The sequence below is a fragment of the Pseudomonas sp. R62 genome (assembly GCF_000257605.1).
GTDB classification, from domain to species: domain Bacteria; phylum Pseudomonadota; class Gammaproteobacteria; order Pseudomonadales; family Pseudomonadaceae; genus Aquipseudomonas; species Aquipseudomonas atacamensis.
In genome coordinates this window covers 2,604,720-2,622,183 of record NZ_JH635998.1, presented here as the reverse complement: position 1 = coordinate 2,622,183, position 17,464 = coordinate 2,604,720, and the positions used below count along the sequence as shown (strand labels likewise).

General features: G+C 61.6%; 18 protein-coding genes. 11 read left to right on the top strand and 7 right to left on the bottom strand.

Going from position 1 to position 17,464, the window contains the following annotated elements; all coding sequences use genetic code 11:
- From OQK_RS12805 to pilG, 5 genes are all read right to left on the bottom strand, one after another.
- A partial coding sequence (locus OQK_RS12805) for an Hpt domain-containing protein (RefSeq protein ID WP_038860909.1) occupies positions 1–2,335 on the bottom strand: 2,335 nt, incomplete at its 3' end.
- 11 nt (positions 2,336–2,346) lie between these two features.
- A complete protein-coding gene (locus tag OQK_RS12800) occupies positions 2,347–4,395 on the bottom strand; it encodes a methyl-accepting chemotaxis protein (protein ID WP_016772746.1) in 2,049 nt (682 codons plus the stop codon).
- Between the two features lie 272 nt (positions 4,396–4,667).
- A complete protein-coding gene (locus OQK_RS12795) occupies positions 4,668–5,207 on the bottom strand; it encodes a chemotaxis protein CheW (RefSeq protein ID WP_016772745.1) in 540 nt (179 codons plus the stop codon).
- A 10-nt stretch (positions 5,208–5,217) separates the two neighbouring features.
- Entirely contained in the window at positions 5,218–5,583 is a 366-nt protein-coding gene (gene pilH / locus OQK_RS12790) for a twitching motility response regulator PilH (RefSeq protein ID WP_016772744.1), read from the bottom strand.
- A 60-nt stretch (positions 5,584–5,643) separates the two neighbouring features.
- A complete protein-coding gene (pilG, locus tag OQK_RS12785; RefSeq protein WP_016772743.1) occupies positions 5,644–6,048 on the bottom strand; it encodes a twitching motility response regulator PilG in 405 nt (134 codons plus the stop codon).
- Positions 6,049–6,273: 225 nt separating this feature from the next.
- Between pilG and gshB the strand changes: the two genes are divergently transcribed.
- The 7 genes from gshB (at position 6,274) to OQK_RS12750 (ending at position 12,505) form a co-directional block, all read left to right on the top strand.
- Positions 6,274–7,245 carry a glutathione synthase gene (gshB, locus tag OQK_RS12780; RefSeq protein ID WP_016772742.1) on the top strand — a complete coding sequence of 324 codons (972 nt, stop codon included), beginning with the start codon at positions 6,274–6,276 and terminating at the stop codon, positions 7,243–7,245.
- A gap of 107 nt (positions 7,246–7,352) precedes the next feature.
- The gene (locus tag OQK_RS12775; RefSeq protein WP_016772741.1) at positions 7,353–8,252 is read left to right on the top strand and encodes an energy transducer TonB; all 900 of its coding nucleotides are present in this window, start codon (positions 7,353–7,355) and stop codon (positions 8,250–8,252) included.
- A 355-nt stretch (positions 8,253–8,607) separates the two neighbouring features.
- Positions 8,608–9,180: a YqgE/AlgH family protein gene (locus OQK_RS12770; protein WP_016772739.1), complete on the top strand. Its 573-nt coding sequence runs from the start codon at positions 8,608–8,610 to the stop codon at positions 9,178–9,180.
- Positions 9,180–9,617: a Holliday junction resolvase RuvX gene (gene ruvX, locus OQK_RS12765; protein WP_016772738.1), complete on the top strand. Its 438-nt coding sequence runs from the start codon at positions 9,180–9,182 to the stop codon at positions 9,615–9,617. Before OQK_RS12770 ends, ruvX begins: the two co-directional genes overlap by 1 nt.
- Positions 9,618–9,698: 81 nt before the next feature.
- Positions 9,699–10,205, top strand: coding sequence for a bifunctional pyr operon transcriptional regulator/uracil phosphoribosyltransferase PyrR (gene pyrR, locus OQK_RS12760; RefSeq protein ID WP_016772737.1), 507 nt, complete (start codon positions 9,699–9,701; stop codon positions 10,203–10,205).
- A gap of 27 nt (positions 10,206–10,232) precedes the next feature.
- Positions 10,233–11,237 carry an aspartate carbamoyltransferase catalytic subunit gene (locus OQK_RS12755; protein ID WP_016772736.1) on the top strand — a complete coding sequence of 335 codons (1,005 nt, stop codon included), beginning with the start codon at positions 10,233–10,235 and terminating at the stop codon, positions 11,235–11,237.
- Positions 11,234–12,505, top strand: a complete 1,272-nt coding sequence (locus OQK_RS12750) for a dihydroorotase (protein ID WP_016772735.1) — start codon at positions 11,234–11,236, stop codon at positions 12,503–12,505. Before OQK_RS12755 ends, OQK_RS12750 begins: the two co-directional genes overlap by 4 nt.
- A 152-nt stretch (positions 12,506–12,657) precedes the next feature.
- Here the strand turns inward: OQK_RS12750 and OQK_RS12745 are convergent, their stop codons facing one another.
- A complete protein-coding gene (locus OQK_RS12745; protein ID WP_016772734.1) occupies positions 12,658–13,092 on the bottom strand; it encodes an NINE protein in 435 nt (144 codons plus the stop codon).
- A 248-nt stretch (positions 13,093–13,340) separates the two neighbouring features.
- Here OQK_RS12745 and OQK_RS12740 point away from each other — a divergent pair, with 248 nt between their 5' ends.
- Positions 13,341–13,958: a C40 family peptidase gene (locus OQK_RS12740; RefSeq protein ID WP_016772733.1), complete on the top strand. Its 618-nt coding sequence runs from the start codon at positions 13,341–13,343 to the stop codon at positions 13,956–13,958.
- 150 nt (positions 13,959–14,108) lie between these two features.
- On the opposite strand, the gene OQK_RS12735 is transcribed toward OQK_RS12740, so the two are convergent.
- On the bottom strand, positions 14,109–15,143 hold the full coding sequence (locus OQK_RS12735) for a type IV pilus twitching motility protein PilT (protein WP_016772732.1): 1,035 nt from the start codon (positions 15,141–15,143) through the stop codon (positions 14,109–14,111).
- A gap of 56 nt (positions 15,144–15,199) precedes the next feature.
- Between OQK_RS12735 and OQK_RS12730 the strand changes: the two genes are divergently transcribed.
- The 3 genes from OQK_RS12730 to OQK_RS12720 are packed head-to-tail and all read left to right on the top strand — an operon-like array spanning position 15,200 to position 17,330.
- Positions 15,200–15,886: a YggS family pyridoxal phosphate-dependent enzyme gene (locus OQK_RS12730; protein ID WP_016772731.1), complete on the top strand. Its 687-nt coding sequence runs from the start codon at positions 15,200–15,202 to the stop codon at positions 15,884–15,886.
- A 23-nt stretch (positions 15,887–15,909) separates the two neighbouring features.
- Entirely contained in the window at positions 15,910–16,728 is an 819-nt protein-coding gene (proC, locus tag OQK_RS12725; RefSeq protein ID WP_016772730.1) for a pyrroline-5-carboxylate reductase, read from the top strand.
- A gap of 11 nt (positions 16,729–16,739) precedes the next feature.
- Positions 16,740–17,330, top strand: a complete 591-nt coding sequence (locus tag OQK_RS12720) for a YggT family protein (RefSeq protein ID WP_016772729.1) — start codon at positions 16,740–16,742, stop codon at positions 17,328–17,330.
- Positions 17,331–17,464 lie beyond the last annotated feature (134 nt).

The following is a 17,464-nucleotide window of genomic DNA, read 5'->3' as shown; positions in this document are numbered from 1 at the left end:
GGAAGATCTCCAGCAGCAGCGGATCAAGCGCGGCGACGTCGTCGGTATCTTCGGCAGCCAGCGGCTCATCGCCTTTGGCCAACGCGTGGGCGCGGGCGGCGAGTTGGTCGACATCGCTGCGTTGGCGCTGACGCTGGGTGGCGAATTCGTTGATCAGCTCGGGCAGCAGCAACACGGTGTCGCCGAGCAACTGGCGCAGCACTGCGCCGGGCTCGACGCTTTGTTCGAGCACGCGGTTGAGCAGGTTTTCCACCGCCCAGGCCAGTTCGCCAAGGACCAACGCGCGGACCATGCGCCCACTGCCCTTCAAGGTGTGAAAGGCCCGGCGCAGTTCGGTCAGCGCGGCGCGGTCCTGGGGATTGGCGGTCCAGCGCGGCAGGTATTCGTGGAGGACCGCGAGGACTTCGTCGGTCTCTTCGAGGAACACTTCGCGCAGTTCATCGTCGACCGGTTCTTCATCGGCCGGCGGCGGCATCAGGCTGTCGGGGCTGTTGCGCGCCGGCGGGTTGAGCGCCGACAGCGGGCTGGCCAGCACTTCGGCCAGCGACTGCACGACGTCAGGGTCGTCGAGCGCTTGCAGATCCTGCATGAGCTGCGCTTCGCTGGGGCTGAGCACCTCATCGAGCACCGGCACCTGCGGTTCACCGGGCTGTTCGTTGGCGAAGAAGCCGAGGCTGGCAAGGCTGTTTTGCGCGACATCGAGCAGATGCTCGGCGGGCGCCTGCGGATCATCGCTCAGGCGTTCGAGGTAATACTCCAGGCTGCTGATCACGTCGGCCAGATGATCGAGTTGTTCCCAGCCCGGTTCATGGGCATCGAGCATCAAATGCTCGCGAATGAAACCGTTGCAGGCCTCGACCAGACTCGCTGCGCGGGCCAGCGGAATCATCGCCAGCGCGCCGCGTACTTGCGTCAGCAGCTCGGGCAGCGATTGCAGATGCTGGCGGTCCCAATCGGCGTCGATGTAATCGACGATCATGTCCTTGGCCTGTTGCAGGCAGATGCGCGCTTCCTTGATCACGATCTGATGGATCTGCGTCAGGTCGGTGGTCGGCAGGCGCGCGTCTTCGGCGCTTTGCGTCTCCACCGTGCCGACCATGCCGGCCAGCGTCGCTTCGACGTACAGCAAGGCCCCGGCGACGTCCATGAGGATCGCGTCGTTCGGTTCGCGCTGGCCTTGGGCGAGGCTGAGCACCACCGCCAATTGGTCGATGATGACTTTGCGCGGCTGGCCGAAACCCAGCACCGCGAGGGTGTCGGCAATCTGTCGCAGCGGCGCGAGCAGGCTGTCCAGATCCGAAGCGTGCTGGCGGTCACTGCGCACGAACAGATCGAGGCGCTCCTTGACCCGCACCAGCTCTTCGCACAGCGCTGCCAGCACCGAGCGCATGGCATCGCGGTCGGGGCCGGCGAGGCGCGCGCGTTCTTCATCGACCATCGCGCTGTCGGGCAACGCGTCGTCCAGGGAGTAGCGATCTTTCATGGTCAGCATCTGCCCGGTGGGATGTTCGGCTTTGGCAATATAGAACAACAGGCTTTTCAGCAGCTCGGCCGGCGCCGGTTGATTGAGCCCGACGATGCCCTGCTCGAGCAGGCGCTTGAGCTCTTGGTCGGCGTCCTTGAACAGGCTGCGCAGCGCCGGACTGTTGGCGATGACGCCCTCGCGCATGCCCTCGACCAATGCCGAGGCGATTTGCCACAAAGGACTCAACGGCGCGTCGCCGCTCAGCGCTTCGAGACGGCTGAAGACTTTGGCCAGATAGCCAAGGTGAGTCTGGTCGTCCTGTTCGCGCAGCAGACCGACCAGAGCCATTTGCAGCATCTGCCGCAGTTTGCGCAGCACGTTCGGCAGATCGGGCGGTTCCAGCGCGGCGAGTGCCCCGTCGTCGAGCGGCGCCAGCTCGGGCAGTGGCGGGCTGAACAGGCTGGTTTCCGCCAGCAGGCTTTCACCGCGAGCGCTGCGCAGATCGTTGATCAGCGGCAGCACCACCAGCGGCAGGTCGCGGCGGGCGCTCTGCACGCGGTCGAGGTAAAGCGGCAGTTGCCCCAAGGCTTGCAGCATCAGGTGCAAGGCTTCGTCGCGGTGCGGCACGCGTTGATGTTGCAGGGCTTCGACCAGATGCTCCATTTCTTCGGCCAGCAACGCTGCGCCGTAGAACTCGACCATTTGCAGGCTGCCGTGGACCTGATGAATGTAGGCCAGGCACTCGTCCAGCCCGGGGAAGGCCTGCGGATCGTCGAGCACGGCTTCGATCGCCTGATGCGCCAGCTTCAGCGTTTCGGCAATTTCGCCCTTGACCCATTCCAGGGCCACGTAGTCGTGCCGATCACCCATAACCACTCCACTCACGCTTTATCTGTCGCCGCCGGCAAGGTGAAACCGGACACCGAACGGCGCAACTGACTGGCCATTTTTGCCAGGTTGCCGATGCTCTCGGCGGTGGCCGTGGACCCCGACGAAGTCTGCGAGGTGATCTGCTGGATCACGTTCATCGTCAGCGAGATCTGCCCGGCCGAAGACGTCTGCTGCTGCGCCGCGTTGGAAATGCTCTGGATCAGCGCCGCGAGGGTCTTGGACACGCCTTCGATTTCTTCCAGGGCCACACCGGCATCCTGCGCCAGTCGCGCGCCGCGCACCACTTCGGTGGTGGTCTGCTCCATGGAAATCACCGCTTCGTTGGTGTCGGCCTGAATCGCCCGCACCAGGGTTTCGATCTGCCGGGTCGCGGCGGACGAACGTTCGGCCAGCCGTTGCACTTCGTCGGCAACCACGGCAAACCCGCGCCCGGCATCCCCGGCCATCGATGCCTGGATCGCCGCGTTGAGGGCGAGAATGTTGGTCTGGTCGGCGATGTCATCGATCAGGCTGACGATGTCGCCGATTTCCTGGGACGACTCGCCGAGGCGCTTGATGCGCTTGGCGGTGTCCTGAATCTGTTCGCGGATGTTGTCCATGCCGTGGATGGTGTTGTGCACCACCTCGTTGCCTTTGTTGGCGATTTCCACGGAACGCTCGGCCACCGCCGACGATTCGGCAGCGTTGGCCGAGACTTGATCGATGGACTCGGCCATGTCGCTGATGGCTGTCGAGGCTTCGGAAATCTGCTGCGCCTGTTGCTCAGACGCTTGGGCCAGATGCATGGCGGTGGCCTGGGTTTCCTGCACCGCAGCGGCAACCTGGCCCGCGGTGAGGTTGATGGTGGCGACCAGATCGCGCAATTGGTCGACGGAATAGTTGATCGAGTCGGCGATGGTGCCGGTAAAGTCTTCGGTCACCGAGGCGGTCACGGTGAGGTCGCCATCGGCGAGGTCTTCGATTTCGTCGAGCAGGCGCATGATCGCGTTCTGGTTGCGCTCGTTCTTCTCGGCGGTCTCGCGCAATTGGCGATTGGTTTCGCGGACCATGACCAGACCGATGAGGATGATCGAGGCCAGTGCCAGCAAGCCCAGCACATAGCCGCCAATGGTGTCGGTGTTGCGCCCGCCGGCCAGATGTTCGAAACCTGTAGCAAGGTGCGAGGCTTCGTCGAGCAGGGTTTGCGACAGGGTGAAGATGTTGCTCGCCGATTCGCGCACCTTGAACAGCTCTGGCGAGGTTTCGAGGATTTCGTCAACGGAGCCGGAAACGAACTGGAACAGCTCGGAGATTTCACTCAAGCGCGCACGGGCGTCGCGGTCTTCGACCTGGCTGATTTTCAGCGCCGGGTTGCCCTGCAACATGCCGTTGAGCACCAGACCGAAACGCGCGGCATCGCGGCCAAAGGCGTCGGCGGCCTGCTGCGAGTTTTCGTCACCGGCGAGCACGGTGTTGACTGCGCCAAGAATGCGTTCAGCCAGTAGCGATTGCCGTTGCGCCATCGCTACCTGCGCCGCTGGGGCGCCGCGCTGGAGGAGGATTTCCACGACTTTTTCGTATTCGATCTGCAACTGCGGCACGGTTTCGGCCAGCGTCGCGGCGACTTGATGCAGCGACAGTACGGTCTGTTCGCTGGTGAGGATCGCGTCGGTGTTTTTCAGCAGGCGTTCCCAGTCCATCTGCACGGCGCGCATTTCCGGGCGCACGGCGACGGGTGCCGGTGGCAGGCCGGTGTTCGGGTCACCCTTTTTCAGGTAACCCCAGCGCTGGGCAAAATCGTTGCGCGCATCACTGAGCAGTTTGAAGGCGGCCGCCTTGCCCGCCGCCGCTTCGGTGGCGTTCTTGGCGATGCGTTGCGAGAGCACACGCAGTTCGCCGGCATGGCCGATGTACTGCTTGTCGTAGTTCGCCTGGGTGTTGAGGTACGCGAAGTTGGCGAACAGCAGCATGATGAACACGATCAGTGCGATAAACAGCACGATGATCTGCGCGCGACTGCGCGATGCTTCTGCCGACTTGCCTGTTTTTGCTTTTGTCATCGGTCCTCGCCTTAACCCGCACCTTTGAGGCCTGCTGCAATCCCTGTGGGAGGCAACCTCATGATGAAGAAATTTTGTGGCGAGGGGATTTATCCCCGATGGGTCGCGCAGCGGCCCCAAAAACCTGAGTTGTATCGGCTACATCTCAAATACAGGTCTTGGGTCGGCTTCGCCAACCATCGGGGATAAATCCCCTCGCCAAAGGTCTGTCTGACCCACAATTTTCCTGATCACATGGCCCATTCCACCCAATGGGTTCTGTGTTGTTCCTGCTATAGAGCCACACCCATAAACACCGGAGACCTGGCCAGTGCGAACAGGCTGAACACCCGCCAGTTCTGTTCGCGGCGGAAATAGCCTTTGACGAATTCAGCCTTGGAGCCTTGGCGCTTGCTGATCGACAGCGGCTCGAAACTGCCCTGTTCGAAATGCTGCAAGCCGATGACTTCGTCGACCATTACCCCGGCGAACACGTCTTCATGCTCCACCACCAATACCCGCCGCTGTTTGCGCAGCGGCGACAGTTCATGGCCGAAGAAGCCGCACAGGTCCATGATCGGCAGCAGCCGCCCGCGCAGGTTAGCCACACCCTTGACCCACGGCTTGACCCCGGGCAACTGGGTGAAGCGCGGTTCATGCAGAACTTCGCTGACTTCGCCCATCGGCGCCACATACCAATGCTCGCCGAGGCGAAAGCCGATGCCGCTCCAGCGATCCGGGCGCGCCGCTTGCGACGGCAGGTCGGCTGCCAGCAGGCGGCAGCGCTGGTCGATCTGCCAGAGCAGTTCGAACGCGGTCAGCGATTCGTTCATGATCGCGCGATCAGCCGTTGAGTACGTTGTTCAGGGTCTTGATCAGGGTGTCTTCGTCGACCGGTTTGGTCAGGTAATCCTTGGCGCCCTGGCGGGTGCCCCAGACCTTGTCGGTCTCCTGATCCTTGGTGGTGATGATGATCACCGGGATGTGCGCCGTGTCGGCATCCTTGGTCAGCTGACGGGTCGCCTGAAAACCGTTGAGGCCGGGCATGACGATGTCCATCAGCACCGCGTCGGGTTTTTCCTGACGGGCCAGGGCCACGCCGTCGGCGCCGTTCTCGGCCTTGAGCACTTCATGGCCGTGCTTTTCGAGCATGCCGGTGAGTTTGTACATTTCAGTCGGCGAATCATCGACGATCAGGATACGTGCCATGGTCTTCCCCATTTTTCTGGTCGACTGCCGGCCCGCTGGCCGAGCGTCACTGTGCGTGTCTTACTGCGGCAAAACGGCGGCGAAGCCCGGAACATGGGCCTGGATCGCGTTGAGCAGTTCTTCTTTGCTGAACGGCTTGGTCAGAAATTGATCAGAGCCGACAATCCGCCCCTTGGCCTTGTCGAACAGACCGTCCCTGGACGACAGCATGATCACCGGCGTCGCCTTGAAGGCGCTGTTGTTCTTGATCAGGGCGCAGGTCTGATAACCGTCCAGACGCGGCATCATGATGTCGACGAAGATGATCCCGGGATGGTGGTCGGCGATCTTCGCCAGCGCATCGAAACCGTCGATGGCGGTGATCACTTCGCAACCGACATTCTTCAACAATGTTTCGGCGGTGCGGCGAATCGTTTTCGAGTCGTCGATCACCATGACCTTCAAGGCGCTGGACTGCTGTTCCATAAGAGGGTTCTACCGTCGCCTTTGCGAATCAAATTGTCCGTTTTGCTGTGAATAATGGCCTGAAACCCTTGAAACCCATGGGGCGGCGCGATCTGCCAGCCTTTTTAGCACAGTCTCCAGATGCAATCTATCGACGGGTTTTTCCTTGACCCGAAACCCGCCCGGCGCCACTCTGGCGGCACTTTTTCAATACCGATCCGGTAGCCAAATTTCGAGGAAAACCCAATGAGCGTTCGCGTCGGGATTGTCATGGACCCTATCGCCAGCATCTCCTATAAAAAGGATAGCTCGCTGGCCATGCTGCTGGCCGCGCAGAAGCGTGGCTGGGAACTGTTCTACATGGAACAGAAAGACCTGTATCAGGCCGAAGGCCAGGCGCGGGCGCGGATGAGCCCGCTGAAAGTCTTCGCCAACCCGGACAAGTGGTTCGAACTGGACGCCGAGCAGGACAAGCTGCTGAGCGACCTGGACGTGATCCTGATGCGCAAGGATCCGCCGTTCGACATGGAATTCGTCTATTCCACTTATCTGCTGGAACAGGCCGAAGCCGCTGGCGTGCTGGTGGTGAACAAGCCGCAGAGCCTGCGCGACTGCAATGAAAAGCTGTTCGCCACGCTGTTTCCGCAGTGCACGCCGCCGACCATCGTCAGCCGCCGCCCGGACGTATTGCGTGAGTTCGCCGACCATCACGGTGACGTGATCCTCAAGCCGCTGGACGGCATGGGCGGTTCGTCGATCTTCCGCCACACCGCCGGCCACCCGAACCTCTCGGTGATCCTCGAGACCCTGACCCTGCACGGCAAGCAGCAGATCATGATTCAGGGCTACCTGCCGGCGATCGTCGATGGCGACAAGCGCATCCTGATGATCGATGGCGAGCCGGTGGACTACTGCTTGGCGCGGATCCCGGCCATGGGCGAGACCCGTGGCAACCTCGCCGCTGGTGGCCGTGGCGAAGCGCGTCCGCTGACCGAGAAGGATCGCTGGATCGCCGCACAGGTCGGCCCGACCCTGCGCGAGAAAGGCCTGCTGTTCGTCGGCCTCGACGTGATCGGCGAGCACCTGACCGAAATCAACGTCACCAGCCCGACCTGCATCCGTGAAATCGACAATGCGTTCGGCACTGATATCGGCGGGATGCTGATGGATGCGATCGATCAAAAGCTGCAAGCGGCCGGCAAAAAGCCACAAGCTTGATGTACGTCACATGCAGTCTGTCGCTTGAAGCGTGAAGCCCAAGGCGCGAAACCAACATTGCGTTATCATGCGCAGCCTCTGAAAAACGCGATGTTGGTTTTCTTGTCATGACCCTCCCGTCCGATCTGCCCGCTGAACTCGCCCATCGTGGCGTGCGCCCGGCCGATCGCCTCGGTTTTACCCTGTTTCTCGCGGCGCTGATTCACCTGGCGCTGCTGCTCGGCGTCGGCTTCACCATGGTCGAGCCGCAGCAGATCAGCAAAACCCTGGAAATCACCCTGGCCACCTTCAAGGCCGAGAAGAAGCCGGAAAAGGCAGATTTTCTCGCTCAGGAAAACCAGGAAGGCAGTGGCACGCTGGACAAGAAAGCCCTGCCCAAGACCACCGAAATCGCGCCGTTCCAGGACAGTCAGGTCAAAAAGGTCACCCCGCCGCCCGCCGCCAAGCCAGTCGTGCAGGAAGCCGCCCCGAAGGCAGCGGTGACCACCGTCGCGCCGAAACCGAAAAAGGCGCCGACCAAGAAAGAAGAAAGCAAAACCGAAGTCAAACCGACCGTCGACGCGCCGGTGTTCGACAGCTCGCAGTTGTCCAGCGACATCGCCAGCCTCGAAGCAGAGCTGGCCAAGGAACAACAGCTGTACGCCAAACGCCCGCGCATCCACCGCTTGAGCGCGGCTTCGACCATGCGCGACAAGGGCGCCTGGTACAAGGATGACTGGCGCAAGAAGGTCGAGCGCATCGGCAACCTCAACTACCCCGAAGAAGCCCGACGCAAGCAGATCTACGGCAATTTGCGCCTGATGGTCTCGATCAATCGCGACGGCTCGCTGTATGAAGTGCTGGTGCTGGAATCCTCCGGCCAGCCGCTGCTCGATCAGGCGGCGCAGCGCATCGTCCGCCTGGCCGCGCCGTTTGCACCGTTTACCGGCGATCTGTCGGACATCGACCGCCTGGAAATCATCCGCACCTGGAAATTTGCCCGGGGCGACAAGCTCTCAAGCAACTGAATATTTATGTGGCGAGGGGATTTATCTGTGGCGAGGGGATTTATCCCCGCTCGGCTGCGCAGCAGCCGCAAAACCATTCCATACGGAGTGTCAGGCAGAACCCATCAAGCGATTCAGGGGCGCTTCGCGCCCCAACGGGGATAAATCCCCTCGCCACAGATAAATCCCCTTGCCACAGATAAATCCCTTCACCACAGATAAATTCCCTTAGCACATATAAATCCCCTAACCACAGATAAACTCCCTCACCACAGCAAATCCCCTCGCCACAAAAGCTCTGTTCCAATAATGGATCTGTGTTGTTGTCAGCATCTCCAGCTTGTCAGTTCGCCCCTCGAACGCCACACTAGCGCTCATGAAAAACGTCAGCCCCAGCTACCTCAAGCATCACTTCCTGATCGCCATGCCACACATGGCCGACCCGAACTTTGCCCACACCTTGACCTACATCGTCGAGCACACGGCCAATGGCGCGATGGGGCTGGTGGTCAACAGGCCGCAAGACTTGAACCTGGCCGACATCCTCGAGCAGCTGCGCCCGGACATCGAGCCGCCGGCGCGTTGCCAGGATGTGCCGATCTTCATCGGCGGGCCGGTGCAGACCGATCGCGGTTTCGTCCTGCACCCGGCGGGCCAGACCTTCCAGGCCACGGCGCAGCTGGACGGCGACCTGGCCCTGTCGACTTCGCAGGACGTGCTGTTTGCCATCGCTGACGGCGTCGGCCCCGCGCAGAGCCTGATCACCCTCGGTTACGCCGGTTGGGAAGCCGGGCAACTGGAAGCCGAACTGGCCGACAACGCCTGGCTGACCTGCCCGTTCAACGCCGACATCCTCTTCAACACTCGCAGCGAATTGCGCCTGGAAGCAGCAGCGCGGCACTTGGGCATCGATCTCAATCTTCTCACCAGCCAGGCAGGTCACGCCTGATGGCCCTGCGCCTGATTCTCGGCTTCGACTACGGCACCAAACAGATCGGCGTCGCGGTCGGCCAGGTCATCACCGGCCAGGCCCGCGAGCTGTGCACCCTCAAAGCACAGAATGGCGTGCCGAACTGGGATCAGGTCGAAGCGCTGATAAAAGAATGGAAACCCGACGCCGTAGTGGTCGGCCTGCCGCTGAACATGGACGGCACGCCCAGTGAGATGTGCGTACGCGCGGAGAAATTCGCCCGCCGCCTGAACGGCCGCTACAACCTGCCCTTCTATACCCACGACGAACGCCTGACCACTTTCGAAGCCAAGGGCGAGCGACTGGTGCGTGGCGGGCAGAAAGGCAGTTACCGCGACAACCCGGTGGACGCCATCGCCGCCGCCCTGTTGCTGCAGGGCTGGCTCGATGAAAACACTGCATTGTTTGAATCCTGACAAGCGCTTCGGCGCTTTTCTTTTGGTTATAAACCGAGCTTCGTCCGGCAGGACGCAGCACGGAATCACGAAGGAGCAACCATGAGCCTGCCCAATCCCGCCGATCTGATCAGCCAGATGGCGACCCGCCTCAAGGCGCACCTTGCCCAGCGTGACATCAGCGAACCGCGTTACATCGGCATCCGCACCGGCGGCATCTGGGTCGCGCAGGCGCTGCTCAAGGAACTGAACAGCGATGCGCCACTGGGCACGCTGGATGTGTCCTTCTACCGCGACGACTTCAGCCAGAACGGCCTGCACCCGCAAGTGCGCCCGTCCGCCCTGCCCTTCGAGATCGAAGGCCAGCATCTGGTGCTGATCGACGACGTGCTGATGAGCGGTCGGACCATCCGCGCCGCCATGAATGAACTGTTCGATTATGGCCGTCCGGCCAGCGTCACCCTGGTCTGCCTGCTGGACCTGGACGCCGGTGAGCTGCCGATCCGCCCGAACGTGGTCGGCGCCACCCTGACCCTGGCCGGCAACCAGCGGGTCAAGTTGTCCGGCCCCGAACCGCTGACGCTCGAACTGCAAGACGTCACCCTTTAATCCGCCCTATTGAGAGTCCCCCTCGCGATGACGCCTCTAGATACCAAGCGCCCGCTGCAGCTCAATGATCAGGGCCAGCTGCGCCACTTCCTCTCGCTCGACGGCCTGCGCCGCGAGTTGCTGACGGAAATCCTCGACACTGCCGACTCGTTCCTTGAAGTCGGCGCCCGGGCGGTGAAGAAGGTCCCGTTGCTGCGCGGCAAGACCGTGTGCAACGTGTTCTTCGAAAACTCCACGCGCACCCGCACCACGTTTGAACTGGCGGCCCAACGGTTGTCGGCAGACGTGATCACCCTGAACGTGTCGACATCGTCGGCGAGCAAGGGTGAAACGCTGCTCGATACCCTGCGCAACCTTGAAGCGATGGCCGCCGACATGTTCGTCGTGCGCCACGGCGACTCGGGCGCGGCGCACTTCATCGCCGAGCATGTCTGCCCGCAGGTGGCGATCATCAACGGCGGCGACGGCCGGCATGCGCACCCGACCCAGGGCATGCTCGACATGCTCACCATCCGTCGGCACAAGGGCGGTTTCGAAAACCTTTCGGTGGCGATCGTCGGCGACATCCTGCATTCGCGGGTGGCGCGCTCGAACATGCTCGCGCTGAAAACCCTTGGCTGCCCGGACATCCGCGTGATCGCGCCGAAAACCCTGCTGCCGATCGGCATCGAGCAATACGGCGTCAAGGTCTACACCGACATGGCTGAAGGCCTGAAAGACGTCGACGTGGTAATCATGCTGCGTCTGCAACGTGAGCGCATGACCGGCGGCCTGCTGCCCAGCGAAGGCGAGTTCTATCGCCTGTTCGGCCTGACCACCGCACGTCTGGCCGGGGCCAAACCCGATTGCATCGTCATGCACCCGGGGCCGATCAACCGTGGCGTGGAGATCGAGTCGGCGGTGGCCGACGGCCCGCACTCGGTGATCCTCAATCAAGTGACCTACGGCATCGCGATTCGTATGGCTGTGCTGTCCATGGCCATGAGCGGGCAGACTGCGCAACGTCAATTCGAGCAGGAGAACGCCCAGTGAAGCTCAGCATTCTCGGCGCACGCGTCATCGATCCCAGCAGCGGCCTGGATCAAATCACCGACATCCACGTTGAAGCCTGCAAGATCGTCGCGCTCGGCGCCGCACCGGCCGGTTTCAGCGCAGTGGAAACCATCGATGCCCAAGGTCTGGTCGCCGCGCCTGGCCTGGTCGACCTCAACGTTGCCCTGCGCGAGCCGGGCTACAGCCGCAAAGGCTCGATCGTCAGCGAAACCCGCGCCGCTGCTGCCGGTGGCGTGACCAGCCTGTGCTGCCCGCCGAAGACCAAACCGGTGCTCGACACCTCCGCTGTGGCCGAACTGATCCTCGACCGCGCCCGCGAAGCCGGCAACACCAAGGTGTTCCCGATCGGCGCGCTGAGCAAAGGTCTCGATGGCGAGCAACTGGCCGAACTGGTCGCGCTGCGCGACGCCGGTTGCGTGGCGTTCGGCAACGGTCTGGAAAGCTTTCGCAACAGCCGCACCCTGTGCCGGGCGCTGGAATACGCGGCGACTTTCGACCTGACGGTGATCTTCAACTCGCAGGATCACGATCTGGCCGAGGGCGGTCTCGCCAACGAAGGCGCGGTCGCCAGTTTCCTAGGCCTGCCGGGCATCCCGGAAACCGCCGAAACCGTGGCGCTGGCTCGCGATCTGCTACTGGTCGAGCAGACCGGCGTGCGTGCGCACTTCAGCCAGTTGACCAGTGCGCGCGGTGTGGCGCTGATTGCTCAGGCGCAGGCCCGTGGCTTGAAGGTAACGGCGGATGTTGCGTTGTATCAGCTGATCCTGACTGACGAAGCGCTGATCGACTTCAACAGCCTCTACCACGTGCAACCGCCGCTGCGCACCCGTGCCGACCGCGATGGCCTGCGTGAGGCAGTGAAGTCCGGGGTGGTCTCGGCCATTTCCAGTCATCACCAGCCCCACGAGCGCGACGCCAAACTGGCACCGTTCGGCGCGACCGAGCCGGGCATTAGCAGTGTTGAGTTGCTGCTGCCGCTGGCGATGACGCTGGTTGAGGATGGTTTGCTCGACTTGCCGACGCTGCTGGCACGTCTCAGCGCAGGCCCGGCCGAAGCGCTGCGTCTGCCGGCGGGCAAACTGGCGGTAGGTGGTGCGGCGGATATCGTGCTGTTCGATCCGAAGGCATCGACGGTGGCTGGTGAGCACTGGCTGTCGAAGGGCGAGAACTGCCCGTTCATCGGCCACAGTCTGCCGGGCGTGGTGCGCTATACGCTGGTGGATGGGCGGATTACTCACCAGGCATGACTTACTGCTGAGGGAGATTGTGGCGAGGGGATTTATCCCCGTTCGGCTGCGTAGCAGTCGCGAAGCCATTGCACGCGGTGGAACAAATCCACCGCGTTCTCGGATTCAGGACCGCTTCGCGGCCCAACGGGGATAAATCCCCTCGCCACTACTTACTGGAAGGCGCCGCGATTCTGCGCGTTGCGCACCGACACCTGATCGTTCAGGGTCCAGAAGTCATACAGCACACCAATAAAGAACAACCCGCCGGTCAGCAGATACAGCAGGCCGCTGATCCATTTGCCCTGATACATCCGGTGCACGCCGAACACACCGAGGAAAGTCAGCAGAATCCACGCGACGTTGTACTCGATCGGCCCGGCGGCAAAGCGCAGATCCGCTTCGCGATCCATCGCCGGGATCAGAAACAGGTCGATCAGCCAGCCAATCCCCAGCAAACCGAAGGTGAAGAACCAGATCGTCCCGGTCACCGGTTTGCCGTAATAAAAGCGGTGCGCGCCAGTGAATCCGAAAATCCACAGCAGGTAGCCGATGACTTTGCTGTGAGTGTCTTTTTCTTTCACGCGGGGGAGCTGATAGCTGTTCATTAAGACCTCATTGCACTCGATAGATAAATATTCTTCATTTCTTTGTGACTTTTTTACAGGTGGCCGACGTATGGCAAATGTTACCGTTGCTAGCGCGAAACCCTTGTAGAACCTGACTTCTGTCGGACAATTGCGTACTTTTTGAGCGTTTTTGGTTCCGTAGCCGGCGGAATGAATCGATGAACGGCCTCGGAACGGCAAAAAAAGCTGTTATAAAGTTGCGCGCTATCACTTATGAGCCACGCCTAATGCGACCATTTTTCAAGACATGGCTGACTATTTGCCTATTAATGCCACTGGCCGCCCACGCCACCAATCGTGAGCAACGTCTTCCTAACGTCAACGGCTTCACCCCAAAATCCCATGCTTCGGCTCCTTCGAGCAAAAGCAGCAAGAGCAAGACCACCACGCTGAGCAGCAAGAGCCGCAGCAAGCTGGTGCCACCGATGGCGAGCAAGGAAAGCAGCAATGTGCTGAGCCGTGCGGTAAACGTCCTCGGTACACCTTATCGTTGGGGCGGCAGCAGCCCAAGTAAAGGCTTCGATTGCAGCGGTCTGGTGAAATACGCGTTCAACGACGCTACATTCGACCTGCCACGCACCTCCAACGCCATGGCCAGCGGTCACGGCGAGAAAGTCGAGCGCAAGGATCTGAAGCCGGGCGATCTGATTTTCTTCAACATCAAGAGCCGTCGGGTCAATCACGTTGCCATCTACCTGGGCAACGACCGCTTCATCCACGCCCCGCGCCGTGGCAAAGCGGTGAGCATCGACACGCTGAACAAGCCGTACTGGGAAAAGCATTACGTCGTCGCCAAGCGCGTGTTGCCGAAAGAACAACAGCAGATGCGCGTAGTCCAGCGCTGAGTTGTTTGATCTCCTGAATCAGCTTCAGCAGTACCGGCCTTTTCGCGAGCAGGCTCGCTCCCACAGAAGAATGCATTCCAGCTGAAGGAATGCGGTTTGATGTGGGAGCGAGCCTGCTCGCGAAAAGGCCGGCAGCCGCACCAGCGACCCTCAGAAATTATCAGGCGTACGCGCTTTCTCGCGTGCATGCTCGCGGCTGATCAAGCCCTTGGTGACCAGATCCTTCAGGCACATATCGAGTGTCTGCATGCCCAACGACCCACCGGTCTGAATCGCTGAATACATCTGCGCCACCTTGTCCTCGCGAATGAGGTTACGGATCGCCGAGGTCCCGAGCATGATTTCATGCGCCGCCACCCGCCCGCCGCCGATCTTCTTGATCAACGTCTGCGACACTACCGCCAGCAACGACTCCGACAGCATCGAACGGACCATCGACTTCTCGTCGCCGGGGAACACATCCACCACGCGGTCGATGGTCTTCGCCGCCGAGGTCGTGTGCAGCGTGCCGAACACCAGATGCCCGGTCTCGGCGGCGGTCAACGCCAGGCGAATGGTTTCAAGATCACGCATCTCGCCAACCAGAATCACGTCCGGGTCTTCACGCAGGGCCGAGCGCAGTGCGGTGGCGAAGCTGCGCGTATCGCGGTGGACTTCGCGCTGATTGATCAGGCATTTGCGCGATTCATGGACGAACTCGATGGGGTCTTCGATGGTGAGAATGTGGTGATGGCGATGGGTGTTGAGGTAATCGATCATCGCCGCCAGCGTGGTCGACTTGCCGGAGCCGGTCGGCCCGGTGACCAGCACCAAACCGCGCGGCGCATCAGTGATCTTGCGGAAAACATCGCCCATGGCGAGGTCTTCCATGCTCAGCACTTTCGACGGGATGGTGCGGAACACCGCGCCGGCGCCACGGTTCTGGTTAAAGGCGTTGACCCGAAAGCGCGCCACGCCGGGTACATCGAAGGAAAAATCCGTTTCCAGATTTTTCTCGAATTCGATGCGCTGGGTGTCGTTCATGATGTCGTAGATCAGATCGTGCACTTGCTTGTGATCCAGCGCCGGCAGATTGATCCGTCGCACGTCACCATCGACACGGATCATCGGCGGCAGGCCGGCCGACAGGTGCAGGTCGGAAGCGCCCTGTTTGGCGCTGAAGGCCAGCAGTTCAGTGATATCCATAGCGTCCCTCAATTCCAGTAGAATGCCGCGAACCTACAGACCGCCGGCGCCTCTTGATGTCCACGATAGCAGACAACATCCTTCAGGTTAGTTCGCGCATCCAGGCAGCGGCGAAAGCTGCGCACCGCGACGAAAACAGCATCCATTTGCTCGCCGTGAGCAAGACCAAACCCGCCCAGGCCCTGCGGGAAGCCTACGCCGCCGGCCTGCGCGACTTCGGCGAGAACTACTTGCAGGAAGCCTTGGGCAAACAGCTGGAGCTGGCCGACCTGCCCTTGATCTGGCACTTCATCGGCCCCATTCAATCGAACAAGACTCGCGCGATTGCCGAGCATTTCGACTGGGTGCACTCCGTGGATCGTCTGAAAATTGCCCAACGCCTGTCCGAACAACGCCCGGCCGAACTGCCGCCACTGAACATCTGCATTCAGGTCAATGTCAGCGGCGAGGCGAGCAAATCCGGTTGCACCCCGGCCGATCTGCCAGCGCTGGCCGAGGCCATCAGCGCGCTGCCACGCTTGAAACTGCGCGGACTGATGGCGATTCCCGAGCCGACCGAGGAGCGCGCTGAACAGGACGCTGCCTTCGCCGCCGTACAGGCATTGCAGGCGAGCCTCGCTCTGCCGCTCGACACACTGTCCATGGGCATGAGCCACGACCTTGAGTCGGCCATCGCCCAAGGCGCCACCTGGGTGCGGATCGGTACCGCGCTGTTTGGCGCCAGAGATTATTCCCAGTCTTGAACGTTTCCAGATAAGGACCACACATGAGCAACACACGTATTGCGTTTATCGGTGCGGGCAACATGGCGGCCAGTCTGATTGGCGGCTTGCGCGCCAAAGGTCTGGAAGCGGCGCAGATCCGCGCCAGCGATCCGGGCGAAGACACCCGCGCCAAGGTCAGCGCCGAACACGGCATCGAAACCTTCGCTGACAACGCCCAGGCCATCGACGGCGTCGATGTCATCGTGCTGGCGGTCAAGCCCCAGGCGATGAAAGCCGTGTGCGAGGCGATTCGCCCGAGCCTCAAGCCCAACCAACTGGTGGTGTCGATCGCCGCCGGCATCACCTGCGCGAGCATGACCGCGTGGCTCGGCGAACAGCCAATCGTGCGCTGCATGCCCAATACTCCGGCGCTGCTGCGTCAGGGTGTCAGCGGTTTGTACGCGACCAGCGAAGTGAGCGCCGAGCAGCGCCAGCAAGCCGAAGAGCTGCTGTCCGCCGTCGGCATTGCGCTGTGGCTGGAAGAAGAACAGCAACTGGACGCAGTCACCGCAGTGTCCGGCTCCGGCCCGGCGTACTTCTTCCTGCTGATCGAAGCCATGACCGCCGCCGGCGTCAAACTTGGCCTGCCAAAAGAGATCGCTGAGCAACTGACCGTGCAGACTGCTCTGGGCGCCGCGCACATGGCGGTGTCCAGCGATGTCGACGCCGCCGAACTGCGTCGCCGCGTGACCTCGCCGAATGGCACCACGGAAGCTGCGATCAAATCATTCCAGGCTGGCGGCTTCGAAGCGCTGGTTGAAACCGCACTCGGCGCCGCCGCGCACCGCTCGGCCGAAATGGCCGAACAACTGGGCAAATAAAGGAGCCTTACATGATCGGATTGAACACCGCAGCGGTTTACGTGCTGCAAACCCTCGGCAGCCTGTACCTGCTGATCGTGCTGCTGCGCTTCGTCCTGCAACTGGTGCGGGCGAACTTCTACAACCCGCTGTGCCAGTTCGTGGTCAAGGCCACTCAGCCGCTGCTCAAGCCTTTGCGCCGGATCATCCCGAGCCTGTTCGGCCTCGACATGTCGTCGCTGGTGCTGGCGATTCTGGTGCAACTGCTGCTGATGGCGCTGACCCTGCTGCTGACCTACGGCACCACTGGCAACCCGCTGCAACTGGTGATCTGGTCGCTGATCGGCGTCACCGCGCTGTTCCTGAAGATCTTCTTCTTCGCCCTGATCATCAGCGTGATCCTGTCGTGGGTCGCACCGGGCAGCCACAATCCGGGCGCTGAACTGGTCAACCAGATCTGTGAACCGGCGCTGGCACCGTTCCGTCGTTTCCTGCCGAACCTCGGCGGCCTGGACCTGTCGCCGATCTTCGCCTTCCTTGCGCTGAAATTGATCGACATGCTGGTGATCAACAATCTGGCGGCGATGACGATGATGCCGGAAATCCTGCGTTTGCTGATGTGAGGTGAGAGGGATTGGCGCTCGGCTTGATATGGCGTCGTCTGCGCCCCTCACCCCAGCCCTCTCCCAAGGGAGAGGGAGCCGATTTGTGTTGAGCTCAAGATTGGAGTTCGACTCGCAATTATCAGGTCGGCGCA

Excerpts from the sequence above, each read along its gene's own strand:
- OQK_RS12800 (WP_016772746.1), bottom strand. The coding sequence starts at position 4,395 with ATGACAAAAGCAAAAACAGGCAAGTCGGCAGAAGCATCGCGCAGTCGC.
- OQK_RS12795 (WP_016772745.1), bottom strand. The coding sequence starts at position 5,207 with ATGAACGAATCGCTGACCGCGTTCGAACTGCTCTGGCAGATCGACCAG.
- pilH (WP_016772744.1), bottom strand. The coding sequence starts at position 5,583 with ATGGCACGTATCCTGATCGTCGATGATTCGCCGACTGAAATGTACAAA.
- pilG (WP_016772743.1), bottom strand. The coding sequence starts at position 6,048 with ATGGAACAGCAGTCCAGCGCCTTGAAGGTCATGGTGATCGACGACTCG.
- gshB (WP_016772742.1), top strand. The coding sequence starts at position 6,274 with ATGAGCGTTCGCGTCGGGATTGTCATGGACCCTATCGCCAGCATCTCC.
- OQK_RS12775 (WP_016772741.1), top strand. The coding sequence starts at position 7,353 with ATGACCCTCCCGTCCGATCTGCCCGCTGAACTCGCCCATCGTGGCGTG.
- OQK_RS12770 (WP_016772739.1), top strand. The coding sequence starts at position 8,608 with ATGAAAAACGTCAGCCCCAGCTACCTCAAGCATCACTTCCTGATCGCC.
- ruvX (WP_016772738.1), top strand. The coding sequence starts at position 9,180 with ATGGCCCTGCGCCTGATTCTCGGCTTCGACTACGGCACCAAACAGATC.
- pyrR (WP_016772737.1), top strand. The coding sequence starts at position 9,699 with ATGAGCCTGCCCAATCCCGCCGATCTGATCAGCCAGATGGCGACCCGC.
- OQK_RS12755 (WP_016772736.1), top strand. The coding sequence starts at position 10,233 with ATGACGCCTCTAGATACCAAGCGCCCGCTGCAGCTCAATGATCAGGGC.
- OQK_RS12745 (WP_016772734.1), bottom strand. The coding sequence starts at position 13,092 with ATGAACAGCTATCAGCTCCCCCGCGTGAAAGAAAAAGACACTCACAGC.
- OQK_RS12740 (WP_016772733.1), top strand. The coding sequence starts at position 13,341 with ATGCGACCATTTTTCAAGACATGGCTGACTATTTGCCTATTAATGCCA.
- OQK_RS12735 (WP_016772732.1), bottom strand. The coding sequence starts at position 15,143 with ATGGATATCACTGAACTGCTGGCCTTCAGCGCCAAACAGGGCGCTTCC.
- OQK_RS12730 (WP_016772731.1), top strand. The coding sequence starts at position 15,200 with ATGTCCACGATAGCAGACAACATCCTTCAGGTTAGTTCGCGCATCCAG.
- proC (WP_016772730.1), top strand. The coding sequence starts at position 15,910 with ATGAGCAACACACGTATTGCGTTTATCGGTGCGGGCAACATGGCGGCC.
- OQK_RS12720 (WP_016772729.1), top strand. The coding sequence starts at position 16,740 with ATGATCGGATTGAACACCGCAGCGGTTTACGTGCTGCAAACCCTCGGC.